We start from the raw sequence: 25,312 nt of genomic DNA, 5'->3' as shown, positions 1-25,312 counted from the left end.
TCATGACCGCTGCAGCTCCCGAGCCGAAAGCGAACATGGGCAAGCCGGTGCCGCGCTATGACGCGGCCGCAAAGGTCACGGGCCGGGCGACATATGCGTCCGACATGCCGCTCGACAATCCAGCTTACGCGTTCCTGGTCACCAGCGCCATCGCCAAGGGCCGCATCGACAGTTTCGATCTCGACGATGCCAAGCGGGTCCGCAGCGTGATCGACATCGTCACGCACGAGAACGCTCCGAAGCTGAAGGAATCGAAACTGTTCAGCAATGGCGGCTATGCCGGCACCACGATCCAGCCGCTGAAATCGGCCGACATCGCCCATGACGGCCAGATCATCGCCGTCGTCATCGCCGAGAGTTACGAGGCGGCGCGCGAGGCCGCCAATCGCGTCAAGGTCAGCTACACGGCCGCGGCGCCGAGTGCGAGCTTCGACTCGCCGGGGACCACCACGGCAGCGGCAAAGGGGCAGAACGCACAGTTCAAGGAAGACCCGGAGGTCGGCGATTTCGCCAAGGCGTTCGACGCGGCCGAGGTCAAGCTCACCGCCTCTTATGAAACGCCGACCCAGCACCACAATCCGATGGAGCTGTTTACGACGAGCTGCGCCTGGATGGGCGACGAGCTCGTCGTCTACGAGGGCAGCCAGTACGTCTACGGCCTGAAGAACGGCGTCGCCGAGCAGCTCGGTATCGACGCCGACAAGGTCCGTGTCGTCAATCCCTATGTCGGCGGCGGCTTTGGTTCGCGCGGCTCGATGACGCCGCGGACCGCCGTCATCGCCGGCATCGCCAAACGCCTGAACCGGCCGATCAAGCTGGTGCCGACGCGCGACCAGGGTTTCACCATCGCGACCCATCGCGCCGAGACGCGCCATGAGATCAGGCTTGGTGCGGGTCGGGACGGCAAGCTGGTGGCTTTGAGGCACGACGGCGCGGAGGTTTCGTCGCGTCCGGATGCCTATTGCGTCGGCGGCACCAAGACGACGACGCGGCTCTATGCCTGCCCGAACGTCGCAAGTCTGGTGTCGATCGTGCGCGCCGACCGCAATACGCCTGGCTTCATGCGCTCGCCGCCGGAGGTGCCGTATCTCTTCGCGCTGGAGAGCGCGATGGACGAGCTCGCTGTGAAGCTGAACATGGACCCCGTCGAGCTCCGCCGCATCAACGACACCACCGTCGAGCCGATCGGCGGCAAGCCCTATACATCGCGGTCATTGATGGCGTGCTTCGACGAGGCCGCGAAGGCGTTCGGCTGGTCGCAGCGCTCGCCGCAGCCGAAATCGATGTCGGACGGCGACTGGCTGGTCGGCTATGGCTGTGCCGCTACCTGCTATCCGACGCAGATGGCGCCCTCTGCCGCGCGCGTCCGCCTCCAGCGCGACGGCCGTACCCGGGTCGAGATCGCCGGTCACGAGATCGGCACCGGTGCGTATACCGTCATCGCCCAGACCGCGGCCGAGCGGCTCGGCGTGCCCTTGGAGAAGGTCGCGGTCTTCCTGGGTGACAGCGATCTGCCGCCGGCGCCCGTTGCCGGCGGTTCGAACTCGACTGCCAGCACCTGCTCGGCGGTGATGATGGTGTGCGACCGCATTCGCCAAAGGCTGTTCAAGGCCGTGATGCCGAGCGAAAGCCTCGCCGACAAGGCCAAGGAGACTGTCGGCATCAGCCAGGCGCCGAGCACGCAGGCGGCGCAGAGCGATCGTCCACTCGATCTCGAGAGGGCCTTCGACGCGCTCGGCGTCGGCATCGTCGAGGAATACGGCGAGTGGAAGCCCGAAGGCGAGCCGCTGGATTCCTTCACGGCCATGCACAGCGGGCACGCGCGGCTCGTCGGTGGCCATCAGATGAAAGACAAGATCGCCTATGCCTTCGGTGCTGACTTCGTCGAGGTCCGCGTCAACCGCTTTACCCATGAAATCCGCTGCCCCCGGCTGGTGGGAGCGTTTGCGGCGGGCCGCATCATGAATCCGCGCACGGCGCGCAGCCAGCTCATGGGCGGCCTGATCTGGGGCATGTCCTCGGCGCTGCTGGAGGCCACCGAGATCGACGAGCGCAATGCACGCTACGTCAACGATAATCTCGCCGACTATCTCGTGCCCGTGAATGCCGACGTGCCCGGTGTCGAAGTGATCCTGCTCTCCGAGCAGGACGACCGTATCAACCCGGCCGGCGTGAAAGGCCTTGGCGAGCTCGCCAATGTCGGCACCAATGCGGCGATCTGCAATGCGATCTATCACGCCACGGGCCAGCGCATCCGCAAGCTGCCCGTGCGGCTCGAAAATATCGAGGTGTGAGGGGTGGAAACGGCGTCAGCGTTGCGCTAGACACCTTGCGCCTCAAACGGAAGGTCTCTTATGCAGCGTTTACAGCGCATGCTCCTCGCCATCATGTCGGCACTCGCGATCACCGTGATCGCCGGCGTGTCCGATTTCGTTTCCACCACGGCCTCGGCCCAGACCGCAGGGAAGACCATGACAACAGCTTCAGGTTTGCAGATTACCGATAGCGTCGCCGGCACCGGAGCTTCGCCCAAGCCGGGCCAGATCTGCGTGATGCACTACACCGGCTGGCTCTACGAGAACGGCCAGAAGGGCAAGAAATTCGACTCGTCGGTCGACCGCAACGAGCCGTTCGAATTCCCGATCGGCAAGGGCCGCGTCATCGCCGGCTGGGACGAGGGTGTTGCCTCCATGAAGGTCGGCGGCAAGCGCACGCTGATCATTCCGCCGCAGCTCGGCTATGGCGCCCGGGGCGCAGGCGGCGTGATCCCGCCGAACGCGACGCTGATGTTCGACGTGGAATTGCTCGGGGTGAAGTAAGCCCGCAAACAAAAAGACCGGCCTCTCGGCCGGTCTTTTCGCATTCAGTGCGACGCCGTTACTCCGTCGCGCGCTTGGCCGCAGCGGCTGCGCGATCAACCGCGTCCTTCGCGGCGTCCTTGGCGTCGCCCATGGCCTGCTGGCCCTTGCCCTTCACTTCCTGGACTGCACCTTCACCCTTCAGGCGCTCGGATCCAGTGGCTTCACCGACGCCCTGCTTGGCCTTGCCCATTGCCTCGTTTGCGGTGCCCTTGATCTTGTCGGTCGTGCTACCCATGAAACTCTCCTGCGGTTTGCTCGCCAAGACAACGTTCGACGGTTATGAGGGTTCCGATTTTGTTATGGCTCGATGTCGCGGCTTTGGGTTAGTTTGCCGCACACGGAACCAATAGAAAGCAAGTCCCATGACCGGCCATGACCATTCGCATTCCCACCATGACCACGATCACCACGATCGCTGGAAACATGACGGCGTGCGCGTCATTCCCGGCAACCAGCTCGATACCAACGTTCCGTCGACGGCGGGCATGGACCGCGCGGCCGCGATCAATTTCGCGCGCGTCGGTGCGCAGAAATTGTGGGCGGGCACGGTCAGCATCAAGCCCGACGCCAAGACCGGCGCGCATCACCACGGCCATCTCGAAAGCGTGATCTATGTGGTGAAGGGCAAGGCGCGGATGCGCTGGGGCGAGAGCCTGCAATTCACCGCAGAGGCCGGCCCCGGTGACTTCATTTTCGTGCCGCCCTACGTGCCCCATCAGGAGATCAACGCCAGCGCGGACGAGGTGCTGGAATGCGTGCTGGTGCGCAGCGACGGCGAGGCGGTGGCGATCAACCTCGATATCGAGCCGGTCGAGAAGCCCGAGACCGTCCTGTGGGTCGATCCCATTCACCGCGATCCGAACGAGAAGAAGTGAGGATCGCCTGAAAGCCAGCGGGTTCTGTGTGACAGAACCTCGCGGGCAGGGCTCCAAAAAGATCCGGAAGCCGTGTCGGATCGCCGCTTGGCCGTCCGTCCTTGGGCAGAACCCCGCCCAAGGAGCTCCGATGCCCAGGATGATTTTCCTCAATCTGCCCGTGACCGACCTCAAGCGCGCCACTGCCTTTTACGAGGCGGTCGGTGCGACCAGGAACCCGCAATTCAGCGACGAAACAGCGAGTTGCATGGTCTTTTCCGAGACCATCTACGCGATGCTGACGACCCACGAGAAATTCCGGCAGTTCACGCCGAAGCCGATCTCGGATGCAAAGACCTCAAACCAGGCGCTGTTCTGCCTGTCCGCCGATAGCCGGACCGAGGTCGACGATATCGTCAGCAAGGCCGCGGCTGCAGGCGGGGTGGCCGATCCCAGCCCGAAGGACGAATACAGCTTCATGTACGGCCGCAGCTTCGAGGATCCGGACGGCCACATGTGGGGCGTGAACTGGATGGACATGGCAGCCTTCGCGGCGCAGTCCGACATGGCGAACGCCTGATCTAACCCCACAACAGCAAGAAACCGAAGAGGAGCATTCAAGATGTCCAAGGTCGTTCCCTGCATGTGGTTCAACGGCGATGCCGAGGAAGCCGCGAAGTTCTACGTCTCGCTCGTGCCGAATTCGGCGATCACGCATGTTCAGCGCAACGTTTCAGATGGCCCGTCCGGCAAGGAAGGCTCCGTGCTCGTCGTCGAATTCTCGGTGGCGGGACAGCCTTTGGTCGCGCTCAACGGCGGCATGAAAATGGAATACACCCACGCGATCTCGCTGATGATCCATTGCGACGATCAGGCCCAGGTCGACAGCGTCTGGAATGCGTTCCTGGCCCATGGCGGCAAGGAAGAGCAGTGCGGCTGGCTCAGGGATCGCTGGGGCGTGGCCTGGCAGGTCGTGCCGAAGGTTATGTTCGAATTCCTCTCGAGCCCCGACAAGGCGGCTGCCGCACGCGCGATGCAGGCCATGATGAAGATGGTCAAGCTGGACGTGGAAACCTTGCGCCGCGCGTTCGAAGGCAAGTCGGCGGCGTGAGCCGGTGAGCTCGCACCACACACTCACTGTCATCGCACGGCTTCGACCGCGCGATCCAGTACGCCGAGACGGTCATTGGTCAATCGATCGGCCGCGGCGTACTGGATGCCCCGGTCGAGCCGGGGCATGACAGCGGAATCTGAGGCGAAGGCCCGCCGCTAATAATTGATCCGCAGCCCCACGCCGCCATGGATGGTGTTACCCACCGGCTGCGGGCCGAGCGTGCCATTGGCGAACAGGTCGACGATCCAGCCCTTCTGCACCCGGAAGCCGAGCCGGCCGCCATATTCGAACCAGCCTTGGTTGCCCATGGTCGGCACCACCATGCCGTCGCCGGTCACGGTCGCGACGATGCCGCTATGGCCAGCGAATGACTGCACCCAGCCACCGTTGATGTTGGCCTCGATATTGCTGCCAAAGAGATGCGTCCACTGGCCGCCGATCTTGACCAGGCTGGTACGGTCGGTGCCGGTCGCGATACTGGCGTCGAACGGATTGAACGCCACCGCGCTGTCCGTATAGCCGGAGACGCGCTGCCAGAGTTGCCAGACCTCGATCGAGGCGGCGACCTCGTCGCGGGGCGACACGCGGCTCATCCAGCCGGCGCGGCCATAGACGGCGTAGTTCGAGGCGTTGGTCGAACTCGTGACGCTCACCGGGCCGAGGCTGGTGTTGTAGCTGCGGGTATAGCGCGCCTTCTCCCACGGCGTAAGGATCGTGCCGACGTCGAAGAACGGGCGCGACGAGCCCCAGTCGGTGAAATCATAGCGCAGCGCGAACGCGGCGATGGGAGCGCTTGTGATGTTGTAGCCGCCCTCGCTGTACTGCGTGTAGGCGATGCCGGCGAGCAGCGACAGATTGTTGGTCAGCTCCTTGCGGCCGTGGATTCCGGCCGAGAACGAGCCTGCGGAGCCGAACGCGCTGACGCAGTTGCTGCAATTGATCTGCTCGTTGACCCCGAGCAGCACCGTGCCAAGCACCCGGTTGGTGATCATCTGGTTGAAGCGCTGATTGGCAAGGCCGCCGATCGAGCTGCCGCTTGAATCCGCGCCGGTTGGTGTCGGTGTCGGCGTCGGGCTCGGCGAGGATGACGGATAAGGGCTCGGCGACGATGACGGGGTGGGGCTGGGCGAGGGCGAGGGGCTGTAGGTCGGCGTGGGCGAGGGGGAATAGCTCGGCGCCGGGGTGGGCGTCGACCCTCCGCACTCGGACTCGCAAATCGCGGCGGCTGCCGCCGGACGGGCATGGAACGCGACAAACGCAAACGCAGCCACGGCGGTCAGCACGCTCGCCAGGATGAAGCGCCTGAGGCTGGTGAGATTCGCCATCTTCAGCGTCCGCACAGCATGCCGTCGTCATGGATGGCGGGCGTGACGGTCGGCGAGGCCTCCGCATATTGGCTGACCGCGCACAGTCCCGCGCTCGCGGCGCAGGTCGCGGCAAAGGTCCAGGGCGGCGTATTGGTCTTACTGATGGAGATCTTGCCGCCGGCCGAGGTGATGATTGCGGTGTCGCCGGGCTGGGTGAGCTGCACGCATTGCTGGCTCGTCGTGCAGACGCTGGCGGCACCGTCCTGCAGCACGACGACCGAGCGGCCGCGCTGGGACAGGATATCGAGAGTGGTACCGCGCACGCCGATGGTCGCGAGCGGGGTCGTGATCTTGTAGGCGGTCTTCTCGGAATGTCCCGTGACGAAACGGAATGCGCCGGTCGTCATGCGGATCGCGACGTCGCGATAGCTGTGCTCGTCGTTGAAGACGGTGCGGTCGAGCTTGAGCGTGGCGCTCGGACCGAGCGACAGATTGGTGCTGTCGGCCATCACGAAGCGAGCCGCGCTGCCGGCGCCGGTGCGCACGGTCTCGTCCCGCAGCATGCTGTCGCCGACGCTGATCGGGGTCGTGGTCGAGGCCACGCGAACGACTTCATTCTGGATCAAGACGGCTTCACCGACGCGCGTCTGGGCTTGGGCGCAAGGGGCCGCGCACAAGAGGGTCGACAACAGCGTGGAGAAAAGCCAGAAACGCAAATTCATTTCGCAACCGATCGATGTGTCCCTGATCGTACCGGATCACGCGCGCTTGCGATGTGGCGGAATTATCACAAGCAGCGCGAGACCTGCGTTATGCTTAGTGACAGTTGCGGCAGAATGCGTTCAATGAAAACCGCGATCTCTATTATTCTCCGCGGTGACGCAAAATTGCCACGCAAGACATCCCCACAAACGCGACTTGACTTGCCTGCGGTTCCGAAGGTGTCGCGGAGCGCAGTGATTGCTGTCGCGATTTTCCTGGTCGCGCATCTTGCCCTGCTGATTGGCCTGACGACGCCGGAGAAGTTCGTCTTCGACGAAGTGCACTACGTGCCGGCGGCGCGGCAGATGCTGGCACCAGCGGTGTCGCAATCGATGCTCAATCCGATGCATCCACCTTTGGCGAAAGAGCTGATCGCGCTATCGATCGCGGCCTTTGGCGACAGCGCGCTGGGCTGGCGCTATCCCGCGACATTGTTCGGCGCGCTCGCGATCGTCGCGATCTATCTGTGCGGCCTCGCGCTGTTCGCCGCGCAAGGGCCTGCGATCGCCGCCGCGCTGATCGCCGCCTGCAACCAGATGCTGTACGTGCAGGCGCGTGTCGCGATGCTCGACATTTTTGCACTCGGCTTCGGCCTGCTCGCGATTGCCGCCTTCATGCATGGCTTTCGAAAGGATCGTCCCCATGCATTATTCGCGGCTGCCGGCAGCCTGTTCGGCTGTGCGGCCGCCTGCAAATGGAGCGGCCTGTTTCCGCTCGGAATCTGCATCGTCATCGTCGCGGTGATCCGCCTGATGCAGGGCTGGCACACCCTGTTTGCCGACGCGAAGCCGGGGGGATTGGTACCGGCCTGATCTCTGGCCCGACTTCAGATTACATCACGTCGTGCTCTGCTTCACTGTCCTGCCCGCGATGACATATCTTGCGGCCTTCGTCCCACTCTACGGCGTGTCGCTGCCGGATCTGGTCGAGGCGCAGCGCCGGATCTTCGCGGACAACACCACCACTGCCATCGCCGGCCACACTTATATGAGCGCCTGGCCGTCATGGCCGCTGCTCGCGCGCCCGGTGTGGTTCCTGTTCGACAAGACCGTGGACGACAATGTCTCCGCGATCGTCTTTCTCGGTAACCCCCTGGTGCTGTGGCCGACGCTGCTCGCGCTCGCCGTCGTGCTGCGCGATTTCGTCCTCGCGCGTCGCCGGGATGCGTTCCTGATCGCGGTCTTCTATTTCGGGTCCTGGCTCGCCTGGGCGTTGCTGCCGCGTACGCTTGCCTTCATCTATTACTATCTGCCGGCTGCGACCGTGGCGTCGCTCGCGCTGGTCTACGTGCTGCGGCGGGACGGTCTACCGGGCTGGCTGTTGTGGGCCTATGTCGGGGTCGTCGCGATCGGCTTTGCCGCCATGCTGCCGATCTCGGCGGCCTTCGTCGGCACATCGATGCAGACCTTCAATCGGCTGATGCTCTTCCAAAGCTGGATATGAAATCGCCGCCCGCCGGGAGAACGGCAGGCGGCGTCTTGATGGGCGACAATTTGAGAATTACTTCGACGCGGTCTTGGTGTCCATGTTCACGACCTGGACGCGGCGGTTGATCGGGTCGGCGCCGTTGGCGGCGTCCTTCAGCTTGGTCTTGCCGTAGCCGACGGTGACGAGATCGGTGCCGGTGAGACCGTAGTTCTGCACCAGGTATTTCTTGATGGTGTCGGCCCGCCGCTCGGAGAGCCCCTGATTGTAGGCCTCGGTGCCGACCGCATCGGTGTGGCCGGCGACCACGAAGGTCGAGCCCTTCAACGAGGGATCGGACAGCGCCTTGCCGAGCGCCTGTACCGACGGCACCGACGTCTTGGCGATGTCGGCCGAGTTGTAGTCGAACTGGATCTCCAGATCGATCTTCGGCTTGGTCGCGGCGAGCTCGGCAATCTGCTCGCGCTCGCCCGTCGACAGCGACCTCGTCGAGCGGTTGCGCACGGTGTTCAGGAACGTTGATTCCTTGGCCGGGACCGCCGGATCAACCTGCGGACCTGCGGACAGACCCCGGGTCACAGGCTTCGGCTTCAGTGCATCCAGGATCTGGTTGGTAGAGACATTGCCGTCGCCGGCCATCGCCAGGCCGGCCGTCATCGACAAAACTGCCGAGAGGGTCACCGCCTTCAGTGCAAAAGAGTTATTGAAACGGGTCATTGTCGTATCCTCGTTGTGACGCCTGATGGCTATTTGATGCTGCGAGCATAGGGCAGGTTCAAAAGCTCTGGTGTGATCTTGGTCACGGTGGAAACGGGGCCGTCCTGGACCACGACAGCGTATTTCAAGCGGTTTCGGTTCATAGAGAGCCGACCCGCGGTCCGCTCCGAGGAGGGGCGCCAGCGCGGGAAGAGAAGTGGTCGCACACCTCTCCGGCGATGGTTCGAGCCGTCGCAGTCCTGTCGTGATCCGCATCACTGAGGACCGCCGCGCCGAGGTGCCGCTCGGGCGGCGGGGCCGGTTCACTCCAGGAAACCCATGCTCACCGATTGTCGCAAAGCCGTCGCGTGTTGGCCTGTCTGTGAACAATTTTTCGGCCAGATGGACGCCTAGCAGGGCACAGCCTCCGACAAGCGCAAACGAAGGGAGCCGAGTTCCACCCAGTGCCGAGGCCAAGTGATTATCAGTTCTATCGCAGTGGCCCGCCGGATCGGACCGTGTCCCTGAGCTCCATGCCCATCTATATCGGGGCGGCGATGATCGCGGTGGCGATCCTGCTGTCGACACTGATCACGGGGCTGACCTCCCGCTATGTCGGGCTTCAAGCGCCAACCGACGAGAACATGTGGCTGGTCGATCGTCTCACCGGCAACGTCTATCGCTGCCAGGCGGAGGAGCGCGGCAAGGCCTCGTGCGAACCCGATGTCGCAACAGGCAGCGTCGGCGACCGGTCCAAAGCCCCGAAAGCCGGCCGCTGAGTCCTCCCGTCTTCGCACCGCAGCAAGAAATTGTCTTCTCCACGAAACGTCTTCGCCGGAGAATACGTATTGCGAAGGCCGGCATGACGCCGGTTTCGTTTTACGGAGGAGACTTTTCGATGAAAATCTTGCTCACAGCTGCAGCTTTGGTCGCGTTCGCCGTTTCCCCTGCATCGGCCGCGATGATGGCGTGCACCAGCGATAATATGATGAAGTCCGCCGCCATGATGGGCGGCACGGCGGATACGCCGGCCAAGACGGCCATGAACAAGGAAATGGCCATGGCCAACACCGACATGAGCAACGGCAAGATGAAAAGCGCCTGCATGCATTACATGAAGGCGCAGAAGGCCATGTCGATGAAGTAAGCGCGCACCGTCCGGCCGCGCTGTCAGCAGATGGCGGCGCGGTTTTTCCTTTGTCCGCTCCTGGATCGGCTTCTTGGCTGGATGCAGAATCCCGCTACACTGCATTCCGCAATGTCCCGCGCGCCCAAACCGATTCCACTCACCACGACACAGGCCCGGCAAATCTGGCTTCATGCCCAGCGGCTGGACGAGCGCGCGCCGTTCGGTGACGGCGCGCAAGCCGTCTCCGACGCGGTCGCCCATCTCGGCTATGTGCAGATCGACACCATCAACGTGATCGAGCGCTGCCATCATCACATCCTGTTCAGCCGGATCCCGTCCTACCGGCGCGCCGACCTGCGCCATGCCCAGAGCGTCGACAAGAGCGTCTTTGAATATTGGACGCATGCGCTGTCTTACGTGCCGGCCGGCGACTTCCGCTTCTTCCTGCCGGCGATGCGCGAGCACCGCCGCGAGGGGCACAAATGGTTCGCCTCGGTGAAACCTGCCGACATGCGCAAGGTGATGCGGCTGGTGCGCGCCGGCCCGCTGACGATCCGCGACATCGAGGACGACGTGCTCACCGAGAAGGAGCATCTCTGGCAAAGCCGAAAACCCTCGAAGCGGGCATTGCAGCTCGCCTTCTACATGGGTGCCGTGACCGTCAGCGAGCGCCAGGGCATGCTCAAGACTTATGAGCTGATGACGCGCCATTTCGGCTGGGACAAGCTGCCGAAGCCGGCGTCGGCAAAGGACATCACGGTCTATCTGCTCGATCGCGCGCTGCGATCGCAAGGTGTCGTGAGCCTCGATTCGGTCTGCCATCTCAACGCGCCGCGCAAGCCGGCGGTGGCTGCCCTGATCGGCTGGCGCGTCCGCCGTGGCGAGCTCGTGCCTGTCGCCATCGACGGTGCCGGCAAGCAGGAGCACTGGGCAGTGCCGGCTGCGCTCGAGCCGGGCGAGTGCGCGCCGCCGGATCTGGTCCATATCCTGTCGCCGTTCGATCCGCTGATCATCCAGCGCAAGCGCACCAATCTCATTTTCGGTTACAACCATTTGTTCGAGGCCTATGTGCCGAAGGCCAAACGCAAGCTCGGCTATTTCGCGCTGCCCGTGCTGGTCGGCGACGAGATCGTCGCCGCGCTCGATCTGAAGACCGACCGGCAGGCGAAGAAGCTGCTGATGCAGAAATGGACCTGGGTCGGCGAGGGGAAGAAGACCGCGGGGCGCAAGGAGCTCAAACGGAAGATCGAGGAGGAGCTCGATCGCTTTGCGAAGTTTCAATTGGCAGAGTAGTTGTGCGCGGCGCGGATCACCGAGCTCTGTCGTAGCGCAACGTGGTGGCCGGCTGCGCCCCTTGCATTGCTTGCTCCATTGACTCTTTCGCGGCGATGCTCAAAACCCCGGATCAGCCCATAAAAGCAACAACCCGGGGGAAGCCATGAGCCAGACCACGACCTATGCCGGTTCGACCGGCGCAGCCAAGTCGGAAATCGAGACCTCGACGATCCGCGCCATCTCCTGGCGCCTGATCCCGTTCCTGGTGCTGGCCTATTTCTTCTCCTATCTCGACCGCGTCAATCTCGGCTTCGCCGCGCTGACCATGAATGCCGAGCTGAAATTCACGCCGCTGATCTTCTCTTGGGGCGCCGGCATCTTCTTCATCGGCTATTTCATCTTCGAGGTGCCGAGCAATCTGGCGCTGGAGAAGTTCGGCGCCAGCCGCTGGATCGCCCGCATCATGGTGACCTGGGGCATCATCTCGGCGCTGATGGCGCTCACGAGCGGGGTCACGAGCTTCTACGTGCTGCGCTTCCTGCTCGGCGTCGCCGAAGCCGGCTTCTTCCCCGGCATCATCCTCTATCTCACTTATTGGTATCCGGCCGAATATCGCGCCCGCTTCCTCGCGGCCTTCGCCATCGCCGTTCCGGTCTCCACCGTGATCGGCGCGCCGGTCTCTGGCCTGCTGCTCGGCCTCGACGGGGCCATGGGCCTGAAGGGCTGGCAGTGGCTGTTCATCATTGAGGGCATTCCCTCCGTGCTGCTCGGCATCGTCACCTGGTTCTATCTCACCGACAGGCCAGAGAAGGCGGATTGGCTCTCGGCCGAGCAGAAGGCCTGGCTCAAGACCAAGCTCGATGCCGAGATCGCGGCCAAGCAGGCGGTGAAGCATATGTCGCTCGGCGAGGCGCTGACCTCACCTAAGGTGATCATGCTGAGCCTGGTCTATTTCGGCTTCGTCGGCGCGCTCTATGGCATGCAGTTCTGGCTGCCGCAGATCGTCAAGGCGTTCGGCCTCACCAACGCCCAGACCGGCTTCGTCACCGCGATTCCGTATCTGTTCGGCACCATCGCAATGATCCTGTGGGCGCGGCATTCCGATGCCACGCGCGAGCGCGTGATGCATGTCGGCGCGCCGTTGCTGCTCACCGCCGTCGCTCTCGGCGTCTCCAGCTATCTCACCGACCCCACCCTGACGATGATCGTGCTGACGGTTGCCGCGATCGGCGTGTTCTGCTGCTTCGGCGTGTTCTGGACCCTGCCGACGGCCTGGCTCTCCGGCACGGCGGCGGCCGGCGCCATCGCTCTGATCAACTCGATCGGCAATCTCGCCGGGTTCGGCGGACCGTATCTGATCGGCTGGGTCAAGGAAGCCACCGGGCAGACCTCGACCGGACTGCTCGTGCTCGCGGTGCTGCCGCTGATCGCCGGCATCCTGGTCTTCATCGGTGGCCACGACAGCAAGCACGAGTTCGCCGAACAGGGGCGGTAGCCTCGAAATGTCGCCCTGGCGAAAGCCAGGGCCCATTTCCGCGCGGTCCCTCTGGGGCCGCGGCGCGAGCTCTCTTCCAACAGTCCGGGCTTTCCGCCAAGGGCAGCGGGGAGGTTACCACCTCTTAACGATCACGCTTTCCTGATGACTGACGATTATTGACTTTCATCAGTGATTAGTCGACATTCCTCTCATTGCAGCCGAGGGAGTGTCCTCCGATGTTCGTCCGATCCGTTTTATCCAGCTATTCGAGGCTCTTGGCCGGTGTTTCGCTGGCGCTGATGGCTGCCGCCCTCGCTGGGTGCAATGACACCGTCGCTGAAAACGCCGACCCGCCGCGGCCGGTCCTGGTCGCCACCGCCCACTACGATGCCGAAAAGCCCGAGCGCAGCTTCGTCGGCACCATCAGGCCGCGGATCGAGAGCGATCTGGGCTTTCGGGTCGCGGGCAAGGTCGCCAAGCGTCTGGTCGAAGTTGGCCAGACCGTCGAGATCGGTCAGCCGCTCGCGGTCCTCGATGAGGTCGATCTGAAGCTCCAGGCCGAGCAAGCCGTCGCCGAACAGACCGCTGCGACCGGCGTGCTGGCCCAGGCCGCCGCCGCCGAGCAGCGCGCCAAGGATTTGAAGGCCAAGGGCTGGACCACCGACGCGCAGCTGGATTCGAGCCGCGCTGCCGCCGACGAGGCGCGTGCGCGCCTGAACCGGGCCGAGCGCTCGGTCGAGCTGACCAACAATTCCCTTTCCTACGCGACGCTCAACGCCGACGCCCGTGGCGTCGTCACCGCAACGCTGATCGAGCCCGGCCAGGTGGTTGCCGCAGGCCAGACCTCGATCCGTGTCGCCCGCTTTGCCGAAAAGGAAGCGGTCGTCGCGATCCCTGAGACGCTGGTCGGACGTGCCAAATCGGGCGCCGCCAGCGTCACTCTTTGGTCGGAGCCGGGCAAAAAGTACACGGCCAAGCTGCGCGAGATCGCGCCCACCGCGGATCCCGCCACGCGCACCTATCTTGCCAAGTTTTCGCTGCCCGAGGCCGACGACAAGGTCTCGCTCGGCATGACCGCGACGCTGACGCTGTCGGACGCCGCCACCGAACGCGTCGCGCGGCTGCCGCTGTCGGCGCTGTTCAACGAAGGCGGCAAGCCGTCCTTCTACGTCGTCGACAACAACGGCGCGGTCACGCTGAAGCCGGTCGTGGTGAAGTCCTACGAGAGCAACGACGTCGTCATCACCGGTGGTGTCGAAGAGGGCGCCAAGATCGTCGCCCTCGGCGTTCAGAAGCTCGATCCGGGCCAGAAGGTACGGGTCGTGTCGTCACTGTCCTTTTAAGTCTCGTTTACGAGTTACGTCGTGTGAGGTGAGTTTCGGCCCAAGCGCAAATGCTGGGGCTGAAGCGGCGAAGCGATCCAGAACCTGCCCAGCCCCCTGGATTGCTTCGCTGCCTCGCGACGACGCGTTCAACAGAGTGGCTGTGGTTTTTTGCAACCGGATCATCTTTGGAGAGTGCGATGAAGCGCTTCAATCTTTCGGCCTGGGCCGTCAGCCATCCGACGCTGATCCTGTTCCTGATGCTCATACTCGGCGTCGCCGGATTCTTCTCCTATCAGAAGCTCGGTCGCGCCGAGGATCCGTTTTTCACGGTGAAGGTGGTCAACGTCTCCGTGCTGTGGCCGGGCGCGACAGCGCAGGAAATGCAGGCGCAGGTCGCCGATCCCATCGAGAAGAAGATCCAGGAGCTGCCCTACTTCGAGAAGGTGCAGACCTATTCCAAGCCCGGATTCACTGCGCTCCAGGTGACCTTCCGCGATTCTACGCCGCCGAAGGACGTGCCGTATCTCTTTTATCTGCTGCGCAAGAAGCTGGTCGACGTGCAGGGCCAGCTGCCCGCCGGGATTCTCGGGCCCGTCGTCAACGACGAGTTCTCCGACGTCGATTCCATCCTCTACATGATGACGGGCGACGGCGCCGACTACGCCCAGCTCAAGAAGGTCTCGGAAGGTTTCCGTCAGCGCCTTCTGAAGGTGCCGGGCGTGACCAAGGTCGACGTTTACGGCAACCAGGATGAGCGCATCTTCGTCGAGTTCAGCCATGCCAAGCTCGCCACGCTCGGCATCACGCCGCAGGCGCTGTTCGATTCGCTCGCCAAGCAGAACAACGTGACGCCGGCCGGCACGGTCGAGACCTCGTCGCAGCGCGTGCCGCTGCGCGTCACCGGTGCGCTCGACGGCGCCAAGGCCGTCGCCGAAACCCCGGTCGAGAGCAACGGCCGCGTGTTCCGCCTCGGCGACATCGCCACCGTCACCCATGGCTATGTCGACCCGCCGAGCTTCATCGTGCGCCAGGAAGGCAAGGCCGCGATCGGCATCGGCGTCGTCACCGCCAAGGGCGCGAACATCCTCGATCTCGGCAAGGAGGTCGAGAAGGCGACGGCTGAATTCATGAAGGCGGTGCCGCAGGGCGTCGACGTCAAACTGATCGCCGACCAGCCCAAGGTGGTCGAGCACGCGGTCGGCGAGTTCGTACACTCTTTCATGGAAGCCCTCGTCATCGTGCTGTTCGTGTCGTTCCTGGCGCTTGGCTGGCGCACCGGCATCGTGGTCGCATTGTCGGTGCCCCTGGTGCTCGGCATCGTCTTCGTCGTCATGAACACGATGTCGCTCGACCTGCACCGCATCACGCTCGGTGCGCTGATCATCGCGCTCGGCCTGCTGGTGGATGACGCCATCATTGCCGTCGAGATGATGGTGGTGAAGATGGAGCAGGGCTGGGACCGCATGCGTGCGGCGTCCTTTGCCTGGGAATCCACTGCGTTTCCGATGCTCACGGGAACGCTGGTCACGGCCGCTGGCTTCCTCCCCATCGGCTTTGCCAATTCCGCGGTCGGCGAATATGCCGGCAGCATCTTCTGGATCGTGGCGATCGCGCTGGTCGCGTCCTGGTTCGTGGCGGTGATCTTCACGCCCTATATCGGCGTCATGCTGCTGCCCAACATCAAGGTGCACCACCATCACGATCCGCACGCGGTCTACGAGACCCGCATGTATCGGGGCCTGCGCGCCATCGTGCAGTGGTGCGTCAACCACCGCATCACCGTGGTGGTCGCGACCGTCGGCGTCTTCATCGCCTCGATCGTCGGCTTCGGCCACGTCCAGCAGCAGTTCTTCCCGCTGTCCGAGCGTCCCGAGCTGTTCCTCCAGCTTCGCCTGCCCGAGGGCACCGCCTTCAACGTCACCGAAAAGGCGGTGAAGAAGGCCGAGACCATGCTCAAGGACGACAAGGACATCGAGACCTACACGGCCTATGTCGGACAGGGCTCGCCGCGCTTCTGGCTCGGCCTCAATCCGCAGCTTCCGAACGAGGCTTTTGCCGAAATCGTCATCGTCGCAAAGGGCGTCGAGGCGCGCGAGCGCATCAAGGCCAAGCTTGAACACGCCGTTGCCGACGGCGCGCTCAACGAGGCCCGCGTGCGCGTCGACCGCTTCAATTTCGGTCCCCCGGTTGGTTTTCCCGTGCAGTTTCGCGTCATCGGACCCGACGCCAACAAGGTGCGCGAGATCGCCTACCAAGTCCGCGACGTCATGCGGCAGAACAAGAGCGTCAAGGACGTCCAGCTCGATTGGAACGAGCAGTCGCCTTACCTCAAGCTCGTCGTCGACCAGGATCGCGCACGCGCCATGGGCCTGACCCCGCAGGACGTGTCGCAGGCGCTGTCGATGCTGATCTCGGGCTCGCAGGTGACGACCGTGCGCGACGGCATCGAAAAGGTCGGCGTGGTCGCGCGCGCCGTCTCGTCCGAGCGGCTCGACCTCGGCGCGGTCGGCGATCTCACCATCACCTCGCGCAACGGCGTGGCCGTGCCGCTGCAGCAGATCGCCAAGATCGAGTATGCGCACGAGGAACCGATCATGTGGCGGCGTAACCGCGACATGGCGATCACCGTGCGCTCCGACGTCGTCGACGGCGTGCAGGCGCCCGACGTCACCGGCCAGATCGCGCCGAAGCTGAAGGCGATCAAGGACAACCTGGAGCCGGCCTACCGCATCGAGGCGGGCGGCGCGTTCGAGGAATCCGCCAAGGGCAACGCCTCGATCTTCATTCTCTTCCCGCTGATGGTCATGGTGATGCTGACGCTGCTGATGTTCCAGCTGCAGAGCTTCTCGCGCCTGATCCTGGTGTTTCTGACTGCGCCGCTCGGCATCGTCGGCGCCTCGTTCGGGCTCAACATCGCCAACGCCCCGTTCGGCTTCGTGGCGCTGCTCGGCCTGATCGCGCTCGCCGGCATGATCATGCGTAACGCCGTGATCCTGGTGGATCAGATCGAGACCGACGTCTCGCACGGCCTGACCCGCCGCGAGGCGATCGTGGAGGCCACCGTCCGCCGCGCCCGTCCGGTGGTGCTGACGGCGCTTGCCGCCATCCTCGCCATGATCCCGCTGTCGCGGTCGGCGTTCTGGGGGCCGATGGCGATCACCATCATGGGCGGCTTGTTCGTCGCGACCTTCCTGACGCTGCTGTACCTGCCGGGCCTCTACGCCCTCTGGTTCCGCAAGAGCCTGGATGAGGCGGGCACGCCCGAGCAGCCTGCCGCGCCGCAGCATGGGAGCGATGACCAGAACGCAATTCCGCTTGCTGAGGCGGCTGAATAAGTGAAGATGAACTGCTGATTGACGAGTCTGACAGATGACACTGGTTTCGGAACATATCGAAGGCGACACCCGGGAACGCATTCTCGAGGTGGCCGAGAGGCTGTTCCGCCAGATCGGCTATCTCAAGACCACGGTCGGCGACATCGCCAAGGAGCTCAAGATGAGCCCCGCCAACGTCTATCGCTTCTTCGAATCGAAGAAGGCGATCCATCAGGCGGTGGCCCGTTCGCTGATGGGCGAGGTCGAGCTGGAAGCGCAGCGGATCGTGGCCAGGCCCGGTCCGGTACTGCCGCGATTCCGTGAGCTGCTCACCACCATCAATCGCATGAACACCGAGCGCTATGTCGGCGACAATAAGCTGCACGAGATGGTCGAGATCGCGATGCAGGAGGACTGGGACGTCTGCGTCAACCACATGGAGTGCATTGCCGGGGTCATCGGCCAGATGATCACGCAAGGCGTGGCTTCCGGCGAGTTCGAGGCGCCGGACCTGCAACTGGCTGCGCTGTGCGCCTGCACCGCGATGATGCGCTTTTTTCCACCCCCAGATGATCGCCCAGTGCGCTACCAAGCCGGGCCCGACCATCGACCAGATGATCGATTTCGTCATCGCGGGATTGTCCCCGCGCCACTGACGCGGCGGCGGATTTCCTCCTATAAGCAGGCCGACCGCCACGGAATGACGGCTGATGGCGGGCAAGGACGGATCAACAAACTCCGTCATTGCGAGCTTTGCGAAGCAATCCAGACTGTCTCTGCGGAGGGATTCTGGATTGCTTCGCTGCGCTCGCAATGACGAGAAGGAAACAGCGCGTGACCGACAAAGACCTGCACTTCTACGAGCCCGCCAAGGGCCACGGCCTCAAGCACGATCCCTTCAACGCCATCGTCGCGCCGCGGCCGATCGGCTGGATTTCGTCGCGCGACACCAACGGCCACGTCAACCTCGCGCCCTACAGCTTCTTCAACGCTTTCTGCTACGTCCCCCCGATCATCGGCTTCTCCTCCACCAACTGGAAGGACACGGTCGAAAACATCCAGCAGACCGGCGAGTTCGTCTGGAACCTCGCCACCATGGACCTGGCCAGGCACATGAACGCGACTGCGGCGCATGTTGGCCCTGAGGTCGACGAGTTCAAAGTTGCGGGCCTCACCGCCGTGCCCGGCAGGCTCGTCAACGTGCCGCGCGTCGGCGAGAGTCCCGTCGCCTTCGAATGCAAGGTGTCCGATATCGTCCGCCTCAAGGGCGCCGACGGCAAGGAAGCCAATGCCTGGCTGACGCTCGGCGAGGTCGTTGCCGTCCACATCGACAAGGCCATGATCAAGGACGGCGTCTACCAGACCGCCGCCGCCCGCCCGATCGTACGCGCCGGCCGCAGCGGGGATTATTTCGAAATCAAGCCGGAAAACATGTTCGAGATGGCGCGGCCGGATTAGACCGGCCGACCGCGAAGCCATCCCCTCCCGGAACTGCCACCACGCCTCGGCCGTTATGGCCCCTGGGCGGCTGCCCGGCCGCGTCAATTCGCGTCTTTCCGCAGGCGAAGTCTTCACCGCCGCCGGCCACTTTCCGCTAAAATGCCCGATCACCGCGCCGATGCATGAGGTCCGCCATGAGCTTCCGCCGCGACACCCTGACCAAGCCGATTTTCTCCTGGGCGCGCGGCGTGCTGCCGGCGATGTCGGACACCGAGCGCGAGGCGCTGGAGGCCGGCGACGTCTGGTGGGACGCCGATCTCTTCACCGGCAACCCCGATTGGTCGAAGCTGCTGAAGGTCCCGCAGGCAACGCTGACCGAAGAGGAGCGGGCCTTCCTCAACGGCCCCGTCGACGAGCTTTGCGCCATGCTCGACGAGTGGAAGATCTTTTGGGAATGGCGCGACCTGCCGCCCGATGTCTGGCACTTCGTCAAGCGCGAAAAATTCTTCGGCATGATCATTCCGAAGGAGTTCGGCGGCCTCGGCTTCTCGCCCTATGCGCATTCGGAAGTGGTGCGCAAGATATCGACCCGCTCGATCGCCGCCGCGGTGACGGTGATGGTGCCGAACTCGTTGGGCCCCGGCGAGCTCCTGATGCACTTCGGCACGAAGGAGCAGCAGCAGCGCTGGCTGCCGCGTCTTGCCGATGGCCGCGACATTCCCTGCTTCGGCCTCACCAGCCCCGAGGCCGGCTCTGATGCCGCCTCGATGGTCGACACCGGCATCATCTGCAAAGACACCTTCGAGGGCCAGGAGGTGCTGGGCCTGAAGCTCAACTGGCACAAGCGCTACATCACGCTCGGCCCCGTCGCGACGCTGCTTGGCCTCGCCTTCAAGGCCTATGATCCCGATCATCTCGTCGGCGACCAGGAAGAGCTCGGCATCAGCGTGGCGCTGATCCCGACCAATCTTCCCGGCGTCGAAATCGGCAAACGCCATTTGCCCTCGATGCAGGTCTTCCAGAACGGTCCGAACTGGGGCCGCGACGTTTTCATTCCGCTCGACTACGTCATCGGCGGCCAGGCGCGGCTGGGGCAGGGCTGGAAGATGCTGATGACGGCGCTCGCCGCCGGCCGCGGCATCTCGTTGCCGTCGCTCTCCGCCGCCGGCGCCGCCTATGCCGCCCGCACCACCGGCGCCTATGCCCGCATCCGCGAGCAGTTCGGCATCTCCATCTCCAAATTCGAGGGCGTCGAGGAGCCGCTCGCCCGCATTGTCGCCACTGCCTATCAGCTCGACGCGGCGCGACGGCTGACCTGCGCGGCACTGAATACCGGGATCCATCCCGCCGTCATCTCGGGCATCATGAAGCTGCACGCGACCGAGCGGATGCGCACCGCGGTCGACGACGCTATGGACATCCATGGCGGCAAGGCCGTGATCGACGGTCCGCAAAACTATCTCGGCAATCTCCACCGCGCCGTTCCGGTCGGCATCACCGTCGAGGGCGCCAATATCCTCACCCGCAATCTCATCGTGTTCGGACAGGGCGCCATCCGCGCCCATCCCTATCTGCTCGACGAGATGAATGCGCTTGCCGATGCCGATCGCGAGCGCGGGCTCACCGCCTTCGACAAGGTGTTCTGGAAACATGTCGGCCACAGCTTCGAGACACTCTTGCGCGCGTTCGGCCGGAGCTGGAGCTTTGGTGTCTTCGCGCTTGCACCCGATGCGGGTGACGCCAGACCATTCTATCGTCAGCTCTCGCGCTACTCGGCGGCTTTTGCCCTCTGCGCCGATATGGCGCTGTTGACGCTCGGCGGCGCGCTCAAGCGCAAAGAGATGCTGTCGGCGCGCTTCGGCGACATCCTGTCCGAGCTGTATCTGCTCTCTGCCGCGCTGAAGCGCTGGCAGGACGAGGGCCGGCAGAAGGAGGATTTTGCCGCGCTCGAATGGTGCATGGCGACGGGCTTTCGGACCATCGAGAACCGGCTTGCCGAGATTCTCGCCAATCTGCCGAACCGCTTCGTCGCAGGCATCCTCAAATTCGTGGTCCAGCCCTTCGGCGCCCGCGTGCTGGGTCCCTCCGACCGGGTCGTGCATCAATGCGCGAGCCTCGTGCTGGAGCCGTCGGCCGCGCGCGACCGCCTCACGCCCGATCTCGCTTATGTCGACGACGATGGCGGCTTCGCCCGGCTGGAGCGCGCGTTCAACCTGATCGCAGGTACGGACGCCATCGCCAGGCGCATGCGCGCGGCTCATCTGAGCGACTGGAAGGATGCGGTGGCCAAGGGTGTGATCACGCAGGCGGAGGGCGAGCAGCTGGCCGCGGCCCGCGAAGCCGTTACAAAGGTGATCGAGGTCGACGATTTTGCGCCGGAGGCGCTGTCGCCGATTTACAAGAAAACCGGCGACGTGCATCAGTTCTTCCAGGAACTCGGTGAACAGAGGGCGGCGAGCTGATGGCACGACCGGTTTTCATCGTCGACGGCAGTCGGACGCCGTTTTTGAAGGCGCGTTCGGGGCCGGGGCCGTTCACGCCGGTCGATCTCGCCGTGCAATGCGGCCGGCCACTGCTGGCGCGTCAGCCGTTTTCGCCTGATACCTTCGACCAGGTCATCCTCGGCTGCGTCAACGTGATCGCGGACGAAATGAACCCGGCTCGCGTCGCCGCGCTCCGGCTCGGCATGGGCGAGGACATGGTCGCCTTCACCGTTCAGATCAATTGCGGATCCGGCATGCAGTCGATCGACACCGCGTACCGCTACATCCGCGAGGGCCATGCCGACATGATCCTGGCCGGCGGCACCGAGGCCTTGAGCCACGCGCCGCTGGTCTGGCCCAATTCCGGCGTGCGCTGGTTCGCCGGCCTCGCCACCGCCAAGGGCGTCGCCGCGAAGCTTGCCGCGGCCTTCAAGCTGCGGCCGCGCTATCTCAAACCGATCATCGGCCTCGAGCGCGGGCTGACCGATCCTATTACCGATCTCAACATGGGCCAGACGGCCGAAGTCGTCGGCCATCTCTTCGGCATCACCCGTGCGCAGTCCGATGCCTATGCCGCCGAGAGCCATCGCCGGCTCGCGCATGCGCAGGCGGAAGGTTTTCTCAAGGGCGAAGTCGAAACCGCGTTCTCCCGCGACGGAAAATTCTTCGACCATGATGATGGCGTGCGTCCGGACTCGACGGCCGAGAGGCTCGCAAAACTCCGGCCCGTGTTCGAGCGTCCCTGGGGCCAGGTCACCGCCGGCAATTCCTCGCAGATCACCGATGGCGCGTCCTGGGTGATCCTGGCGTCCGACGAAGCGGTCGCCAGGCACAAGCTGACGCCGAAGGCCGTCATCGTCGACAGCAACTGGGCCGCACTCGATCCAAGCATCATGGGTCTCGGTCCTGTGATGTCGGCGACGCCGCTACTGAAGCGCAATGATCTCACCATCCAGGACGTCGAGACCTGGGAGCTCAACGAGGCGTTCGCCACCCAAGTGCTCGGCTGCCTCGCCGCCTGGAATGACGACAAGTTCTGCCGCGAGATTTTGGGACTGGACGGCGCTGCCGGCGAGGTCGACCGCGACAAACTCAACGTCGATGGCGGCGCTATCTCGCTCGGGCATCCCGTCGGCACGTCCGGCAATCGCATCGTGCTGCATCTCGTCAATACCATGAAGCGGCTCGGCACGCGGCGCGGCGTTGCCACCGAATGCATCGGCGGCGGGCTCGGCGGCGCCATGCTGATCGAGGCGGTATGACCATGGATTCCAGGATCATGACCGCGCTCGGCGACCGCGTGCTGGAGCTCGGGCCCAAGCCCGCCGCCGATCGTCCCTACAAGCACTTCAAGCTGACGCGCGACGCCGACGGTGTCGCCTGGCTGCTGTTTGACCGCACTGACGCCAGCGCCAACACGCTGTCCTCGGAGGTGATGGAGGAGTTCGACGCCGTGCTGGCGGCGATCGAGACCGAGCGCCCTGCCGGCCTCGTGATCCGCTCCGCAAAGCCGTCCGGCTTCATCGCGGGCGCCGACGTCAACGAATTTCGCGGCGCCAGTGATGCCGGGATGGTGGAGACGCGGATCCGCGCCGCCCATGCGGTGGTCGATCATCTTGAAGTGCTGAAGCTGCCGACGGTCGCGGTGATCCACGGCTTCTGCCTCGGCGGCGGGCTCGAAGTCGCGCTCGCCTGCCAATCGCGCATCGCCATCGACGGCGCGCGCTTCGGCTTCCCTGAGGTGATGCTGGGGCTACATCCCGGTCTCGGCGGCACCGCGCGTTTCACTGCGCTGGTCAATCCGACACAATCGATGGCCCTGATGCTGACCGGCCGCACCATCGATGCCCGCCGCGCCAGATCGCTCGGCCTCGTCGATACCGTGACGCAGGAGCGCCACGTTCGCAATGCCGTCAAGGATGCGCTGTTCGGCCGCCTCAAGCGGGCGCGGCCGGGTTTTCTGACGCGTGCGGCGAATTTCGGCCCGGTGCGCGGGCTGCTGGCCAAACGGATGCGATCGGAGGCGGCGAAGGCCGCGTCCCGCGAGCATTATCCGGCGCCCTATGCCTTGATCGATCTCTGGGAGACCCATGGCGGCAGCAAGGCCGCGATGCTCGGGGCAGAGCAGGCCTCGTTCGCCAAGCTGATGGTGACGCCGACCGCGCAGAACTTGATCCGCGTGTTCTTCCTGCGCGAGCAGATGAAGAAAGCGGCAGGCTCCGGCAACACGATCAGGTATGCCCACGTCATCGGCGCGGGCGCCATGGGCGGCGACATCGCGGCCTGGTGCGCGGGGCAGGGGGTGCGCGTCTCGCTCGCCGACATGAAGGCGGAGCCGATCGCGGGCGCAGTCAAGCGCGCCGCCGAGCTCTACGGCAAGATCATCCGCAAGCCGACCGAGGTGCGCGACGCGCTCGATCGCCTCATGCCTGACATGGATGGGGAGGGCGTCCGCAACGCCGATCTCATCATCGAGGCGGTCCCGGAGAAGCTCGAGCTCAAGCAGAAGGTCTATGCCGGCCTCGAGCCGCGAATGAAGCCGGGCGCGATCCTCGCGACCAACACGTCGAGCATTCCGCTGCAGGATTTGCGCACCACGCTGGCGCGGCCGGAGCGGCTGGTCGGCCTTCACTTCTTCAACCCGGTGTCGCGGTTGCAGCTGGTCGAAGTCGTCAGCCATGACGGTAACGATACGCAGGTGCTGAAGGAGGCACTCGCCTTCGTCGGCGCGATCGATCGGCTGCCGTTGCCGGTGAAGAGCTCGCCGGGCTTCCTCGTCAACCGCGCGCTGACGCCTTACATGCTGGAAGCGATGGTGATGCTGGACGAGAAGATCGACCAGCGCCTGATCGACGCCGCCGCGGAGCAGTTCGGCATGCCGATGGGGCCGATCGAACTGGCCGACCAGGTCGGGCTCGACATTTGTCTCGATGTCGGCGACATGCTGCGCGCCAAGTTCGGCGATCTGCTGCCGCCGACGCCGGCCTGGCTCCGCGAGAAGGTCGCCAAGGGCGAACTCGGCCGCAAGACCGGCAAGGGCTTTTACGTCTGGCGTGACGGCAAGGCCGAGAAGGCGCCGTTGCCCGAGACCGGTCCGCGCGTCACCGACCAGATGATCGACCGCCTGGTGCTGCCGATGTCCAACGTCTGCGTCGCGGCGCTTCGCGAGGGTATCGTGGATGATGCCGACATGGTCGACGGCGCCATGATCTTCGGCACCGGTTATGCACCGTTCCGTGGCGGCCCGTTGAATTATGCGCGCACGCGTGGCGTCGATCATGTCGTATCCACCTTGCGCGCGCTGGCCGGAAGATTCGGCGAGCGCTTTGCGCCGGATCCGGGCTGGGATACTTTCAAGTGAGCAGTTTCAGGTGAGCGAGATTCAAGTGAGCAATCTTCAAGCGGGAGCGGCATGAACGGGCAAGCCGATGCCGGGCCGGGCGGCGATCTCTGCATTCGCACGCTGGCGATGCCGGCCGACACCAACGCAAACGGCGACATCTTCGGCGGTTGGCTGCTCAGCCAGATGGATGTCGGCGGCGGCGTGTTTGCGTCAAAGGTCGCGAAGTCGCGCACCGTGACTGTCGCCATCGAGGCGATGAATTTCCGCAAGGCCGTCTATGTCGGCGATCTCGTTTCGGTCCACGCCCACCTCGTTCGCGTCGGGCGCACCTCCATCACCGTGCATCTGGAAGCATGGGCGCTGCGCCGCGGCGAGCAGCAACCGTTCCTCGTCACCGACGGCAACTTCACCTACGTCTCGATCGACGAGCACGGCCGCCCGCAGCCGGTTCGCCCGACCGACACCGCGATCGCGACGTAATCGCACGCGGCGTTGCGCCTCATCTGT

General features: G+C 64.4%; 20 protein-coding genes and 2 pseudogenes. 18 read left to right on the top strand and 4 right to left on the bottom strand.

Going from position 1 to position 25,312, the window contains the following annotated elements; all coding sequences use genetic code 11:
- Positions 1-2 precede the first annotated feature (2 nt).
- Both AB3L03_RS09645 and AB3L03_RS09640 read left to right on the top strand, forming a co-directional pair.
- A complete protein-coding gene (locus AB3L03_RS09645; RefSeq protein ID WP_368508472.1) occupies positions 3-2,294 on the top strand; it encodes a xanthine dehydrogenase family protein molybdopterin-binding subunit in 2,292 nt (763 codons plus the stop codon).
- A gap of 60 nt (positions 2,295-2,354) precedes the next feature.
- A complete protein-coding gene (locus tag AB3L03_RS09640) occupies positions 2,355-2,819 on the top strand; it encodes an FKBP-type peptidyl-prolyl cis-trans isomerase (protein ID WP_026232858.1) in 465 nt (154 codons plus the stop codon).
- A 58-nt stretch (positions 2,820-2,877) separates the two neighbouring features.
- On the opposite strand, the gene AB3L03_RS09635 is transcribed toward AB3L03_RS09640, so the two are convergent.
- Entirely contained in the window at positions 2,878-3,096 is a 219-nt protein-coding gene (locus AB3L03_RS09635) for a CsbD family protein (RefSeq protein ID WP_007606928.1), read from the bottom strand.
- A gap of 127 nt (positions 3,097-3,223) precedes the next feature.
- On the opposite strand from AB3L03_RS09635, the gene AB3L03_RS09630 reads away from it, so the two are divergent.
- From AB3L03_RS09630 to AB3L03_RS09620, 3 genes are all read left to right on the top strand, one after another.
- Positions 3,224-3,736 (top strand): cupin domain-containing protein, encoded by a 513-nt coding sequence (locus tag AB3L03_RS09630; protein ID WP_085349946.1) that lies wholly within the window; start codon positions 3,224-3,226, stop codon positions 3,734-3,736.
- Between the two features lie 130 nt (positions 3,737-3,866).
- Positions 3,867-4,295 (top strand): VOC family protein, encoded by a 429-nt coding sequence (locus AB3L03_RS09625; RefSeq protein WP_026232857.1) that lies wholly within the window; start codon positions 3,867-3,869, stop codon positions 4,293-4,295.
- 42 nt (positions 4,296-4,337) lie between these two features.
- Positions 4,338-4,826, top strand: a complete 489-nt coding sequence (locus AB3L03_RS09620; protein ID WP_204513806.1) for a VOC family protein — start codon at positions 4,338-4,340, stop codon at positions 4,824-4,826.
- A 158-nt stretch (positions 4,827-4,984) separates the two neighbouring features.
- Here the strand turns inward: AB3L03_RS09620 and AB3L03_RS09615 are convergent, their stop codons facing one another.
- On the bottom strand, positions 4,985-6,154 hold the full coding sequence (locus tag AB3L03_RS09615; RefSeq protein WP_204513807.1) for a hypothetical protein: 1,170 nt from the start codon (positions 6,152-6,154) through the stop codon (positions 4,985-4,987).
- A gap of 2 nt (positions 6,155-6,156) precedes the next feature.
- Positions 6,157-6,858 carry a FecR domain-containing protein gene (locus tag AB3L03_RS09610; protein ID WP_204513808.1) on the bottom strand — a complete coding sequence of 234 codons (702 nt, stop codon included), beginning with the start codon at positions 6,856-6,858 and terminating at the stop codon, positions 6,157-6,159.
- A gap of 51 nt (positions 6,859-6,909) precedes the next feature.
- Between AB3L03_RS09610 and AB3L03_RS09605 the strand changes: the two are divergent.
- Positions 6,910-8,341 (top strand): annotated as a pseudogene (locus AB3L03_RS09605) (phospholipid carrier-dependent glycosyltransferase).
- A gap of 57 nt (positions 8,342-8,398) precedes the next feature.
- On the opposite strand, the gene AB3L03_RS09600 reads toward AB3L03_RS09605, so the two are convergent.
- Positions 8,399-9,040 (bottom strand): OmpA family protein, encoded by a 642-nt coding sequence (locus tag AB3L03_RS09600; RefSeq protein WP_368508471.1) that lies wholly within the window; start codon positions 9,038-9,040, stop codon positions 8,399-8,401.
- A 512-nt stretch (positions 9,041-9,552) separates the two neighbouring features.
- On the opposite strand from AB3L03_RS09600, the gene AB3L03_RS09595 reads away from it, so the two are divergent.
- The 12 genes and pseudogenes from AB3L03_RS09595 (at position 9,553) to AB3L03_RS09540 (ending at position 25,285) form a co-directional block, all read left to right on the top strand.
- Positions 9,553-9,798: a hypothetical protein gene (locus tag AB3L03_RS09595; RefSeq protein WP_018455000.1), complete on the top strand. Its 246-nt coding sequence runs from the start codon at positions 9,553-9,555 to the stop codon at positions 9,796-9,798.
- A 119-nt stretch (positions 9,799-9,917) separates the two neighbouring features.
- Positions 9,918-10,166: a hypothetical protein gene (locus AB3L03_RS09590; protein WP_007595197.1), complete on the top strand. Its 249-nt coding sequence runs from the start codon at positions 9,918-9,920 to the stop codon at positions 10,164-10,166.
- Between the two features lie 111 nt (positions 10,167-10,277).
- A complete protein-coding gene (locus AB3L03_RS09585) occupies positions 10,278-11,441 on the top strand; it encodes a winged helix-turn-helix domain-containing protein (protein WP_368508470.1) in 1,164 nt (387 codons plus the stop codon).
- Positions 11,442-11,586: 145 nt separating this feature from the next.
- On the top strand, positions 11,587-12,918 hold the full coding sequence (locus AB3L03_RS09580) for an MFS transporter (protein ID WP_018454998.1): 1,332 nt from the start codon (positions 11,587-11,589) through the stop codon (positions 12,916-12,918).
- Between the two features lie 218 nt (positions 12,919-13,136).
- On the top strand, positions 13,137-14,243 hold the full coding sequence (locus AB3L03_RS09575) for an efflux RND transporter periplasmic adaptor subunit (RefSeq protein ID WP_368508469.1): 1,107 nt from the start codon (positions 13,137-13,139) through the stop codon (positions 14,241-14,243).
- A 179-nt stretch (positions 14,244-14,422) separates the two neighbouring features.
- The gene (locus AB3L03_RS09570; RefSeq protein ID WP_368508468.1) at positions 14,423-17,560 is read left to right on the top strand and encodes an efflux RND transporter permease subunit; all 3,138 of its coding nucleotides are present in this window, start codon (positions 14,423-14,425) and stop codon (positions 17,558-17,560) included.
- Between the two features lie 34 nt (positions 17,561-17,594).
- A pseudogene (locus AB3L03_RS09565) lies at positions 17,595-18,195 on the top strand (TetR/AcrR family transcriptional regulator).
- Positions 18,196-18,373: 178 nt separating this feature from the next.
- A complete protein-coding gene (locus tag AB3L03_RS09560) occupies positions 18,374-18,997 on the top strand; it encodes a flavin reductase family protein (RefSeq protein WP_247475139.1) in 624 nt (207 codons plus the stop codon).
- A 176-nt stretch (positions 18,998-19,173) separates the two neighbouring features.
- Positions 19,174-21,441 (top strand): acyl-CoA dehydrogenase, encoded by a 2,268-nt coding sequence (locus AB3L03_RS09555; protein WP_204513812.1) that lies wholly within the window; start codon positions 19,174-19,176, stop codon positions 21,439-21,441.
- On the top strand, positions 21,441-22,724 hold the full coding sequence (locus AB3L03_RS09550) for an acetyl-CoA C-acetyltransferase (RefSeq protein ID WP_018454992.1): 1,284 nt from the start codon (positions 21,441-21,443) through the stop codon (positions 22,722-22,724). The genes AB3L03_RS09555 and AB3L03_RS09550 overlap by 1 nt, the downstream gene beginning before the upstream one ends.
- Before the next feature lie 2 nt (positions 22,725-22,726).
- Positions 22,727-24,823 carry a 3-hydroxyacyl-CoA dehydrogenase NAD-binding domain-containing protein gene (locus AB3L03_RS09545; protein WP_368508467.1) on the top strand — a complete coding sequence of 699 codons (2,097 nt, stop codon included), beginning with the start codon at positions 22,727-22,729 and terminating at the stop codon, positions 24,821-24,823.
- Between the two features lie 51 nt (positions 24,824-24,874).
- On the top strand, positions 24,875-25,285 hold the full coding sequence (locus tag AB3L03_RS09540) for an acyl-CoA thioesterase (protein WP_085361302.1): 411 nt from the start codon (positions 24,875-24,877) through the stop codon (positions 25,283-25,285).
- Positions 25,286-25,312 lie beyond the last annotated feature (27 nt).

Source organism: Bradyrhizobium lupini, assembly GCF_040939785.1.
In the GTDB taxonomy this organism is placed as follows: domain Bacteria; phylum Pseudomonadota; class Alphaproteobacteria; order Rhizobiales; family Xanthobacteraceae; genus Bradyrhizobium; species Bradyrhizobium canariense_D.
The sequence above is the reverse complement of the archived record's forward strand: the minus strand, read 5'-3'. Positions and strand labels throughout refer to the sequence as shown.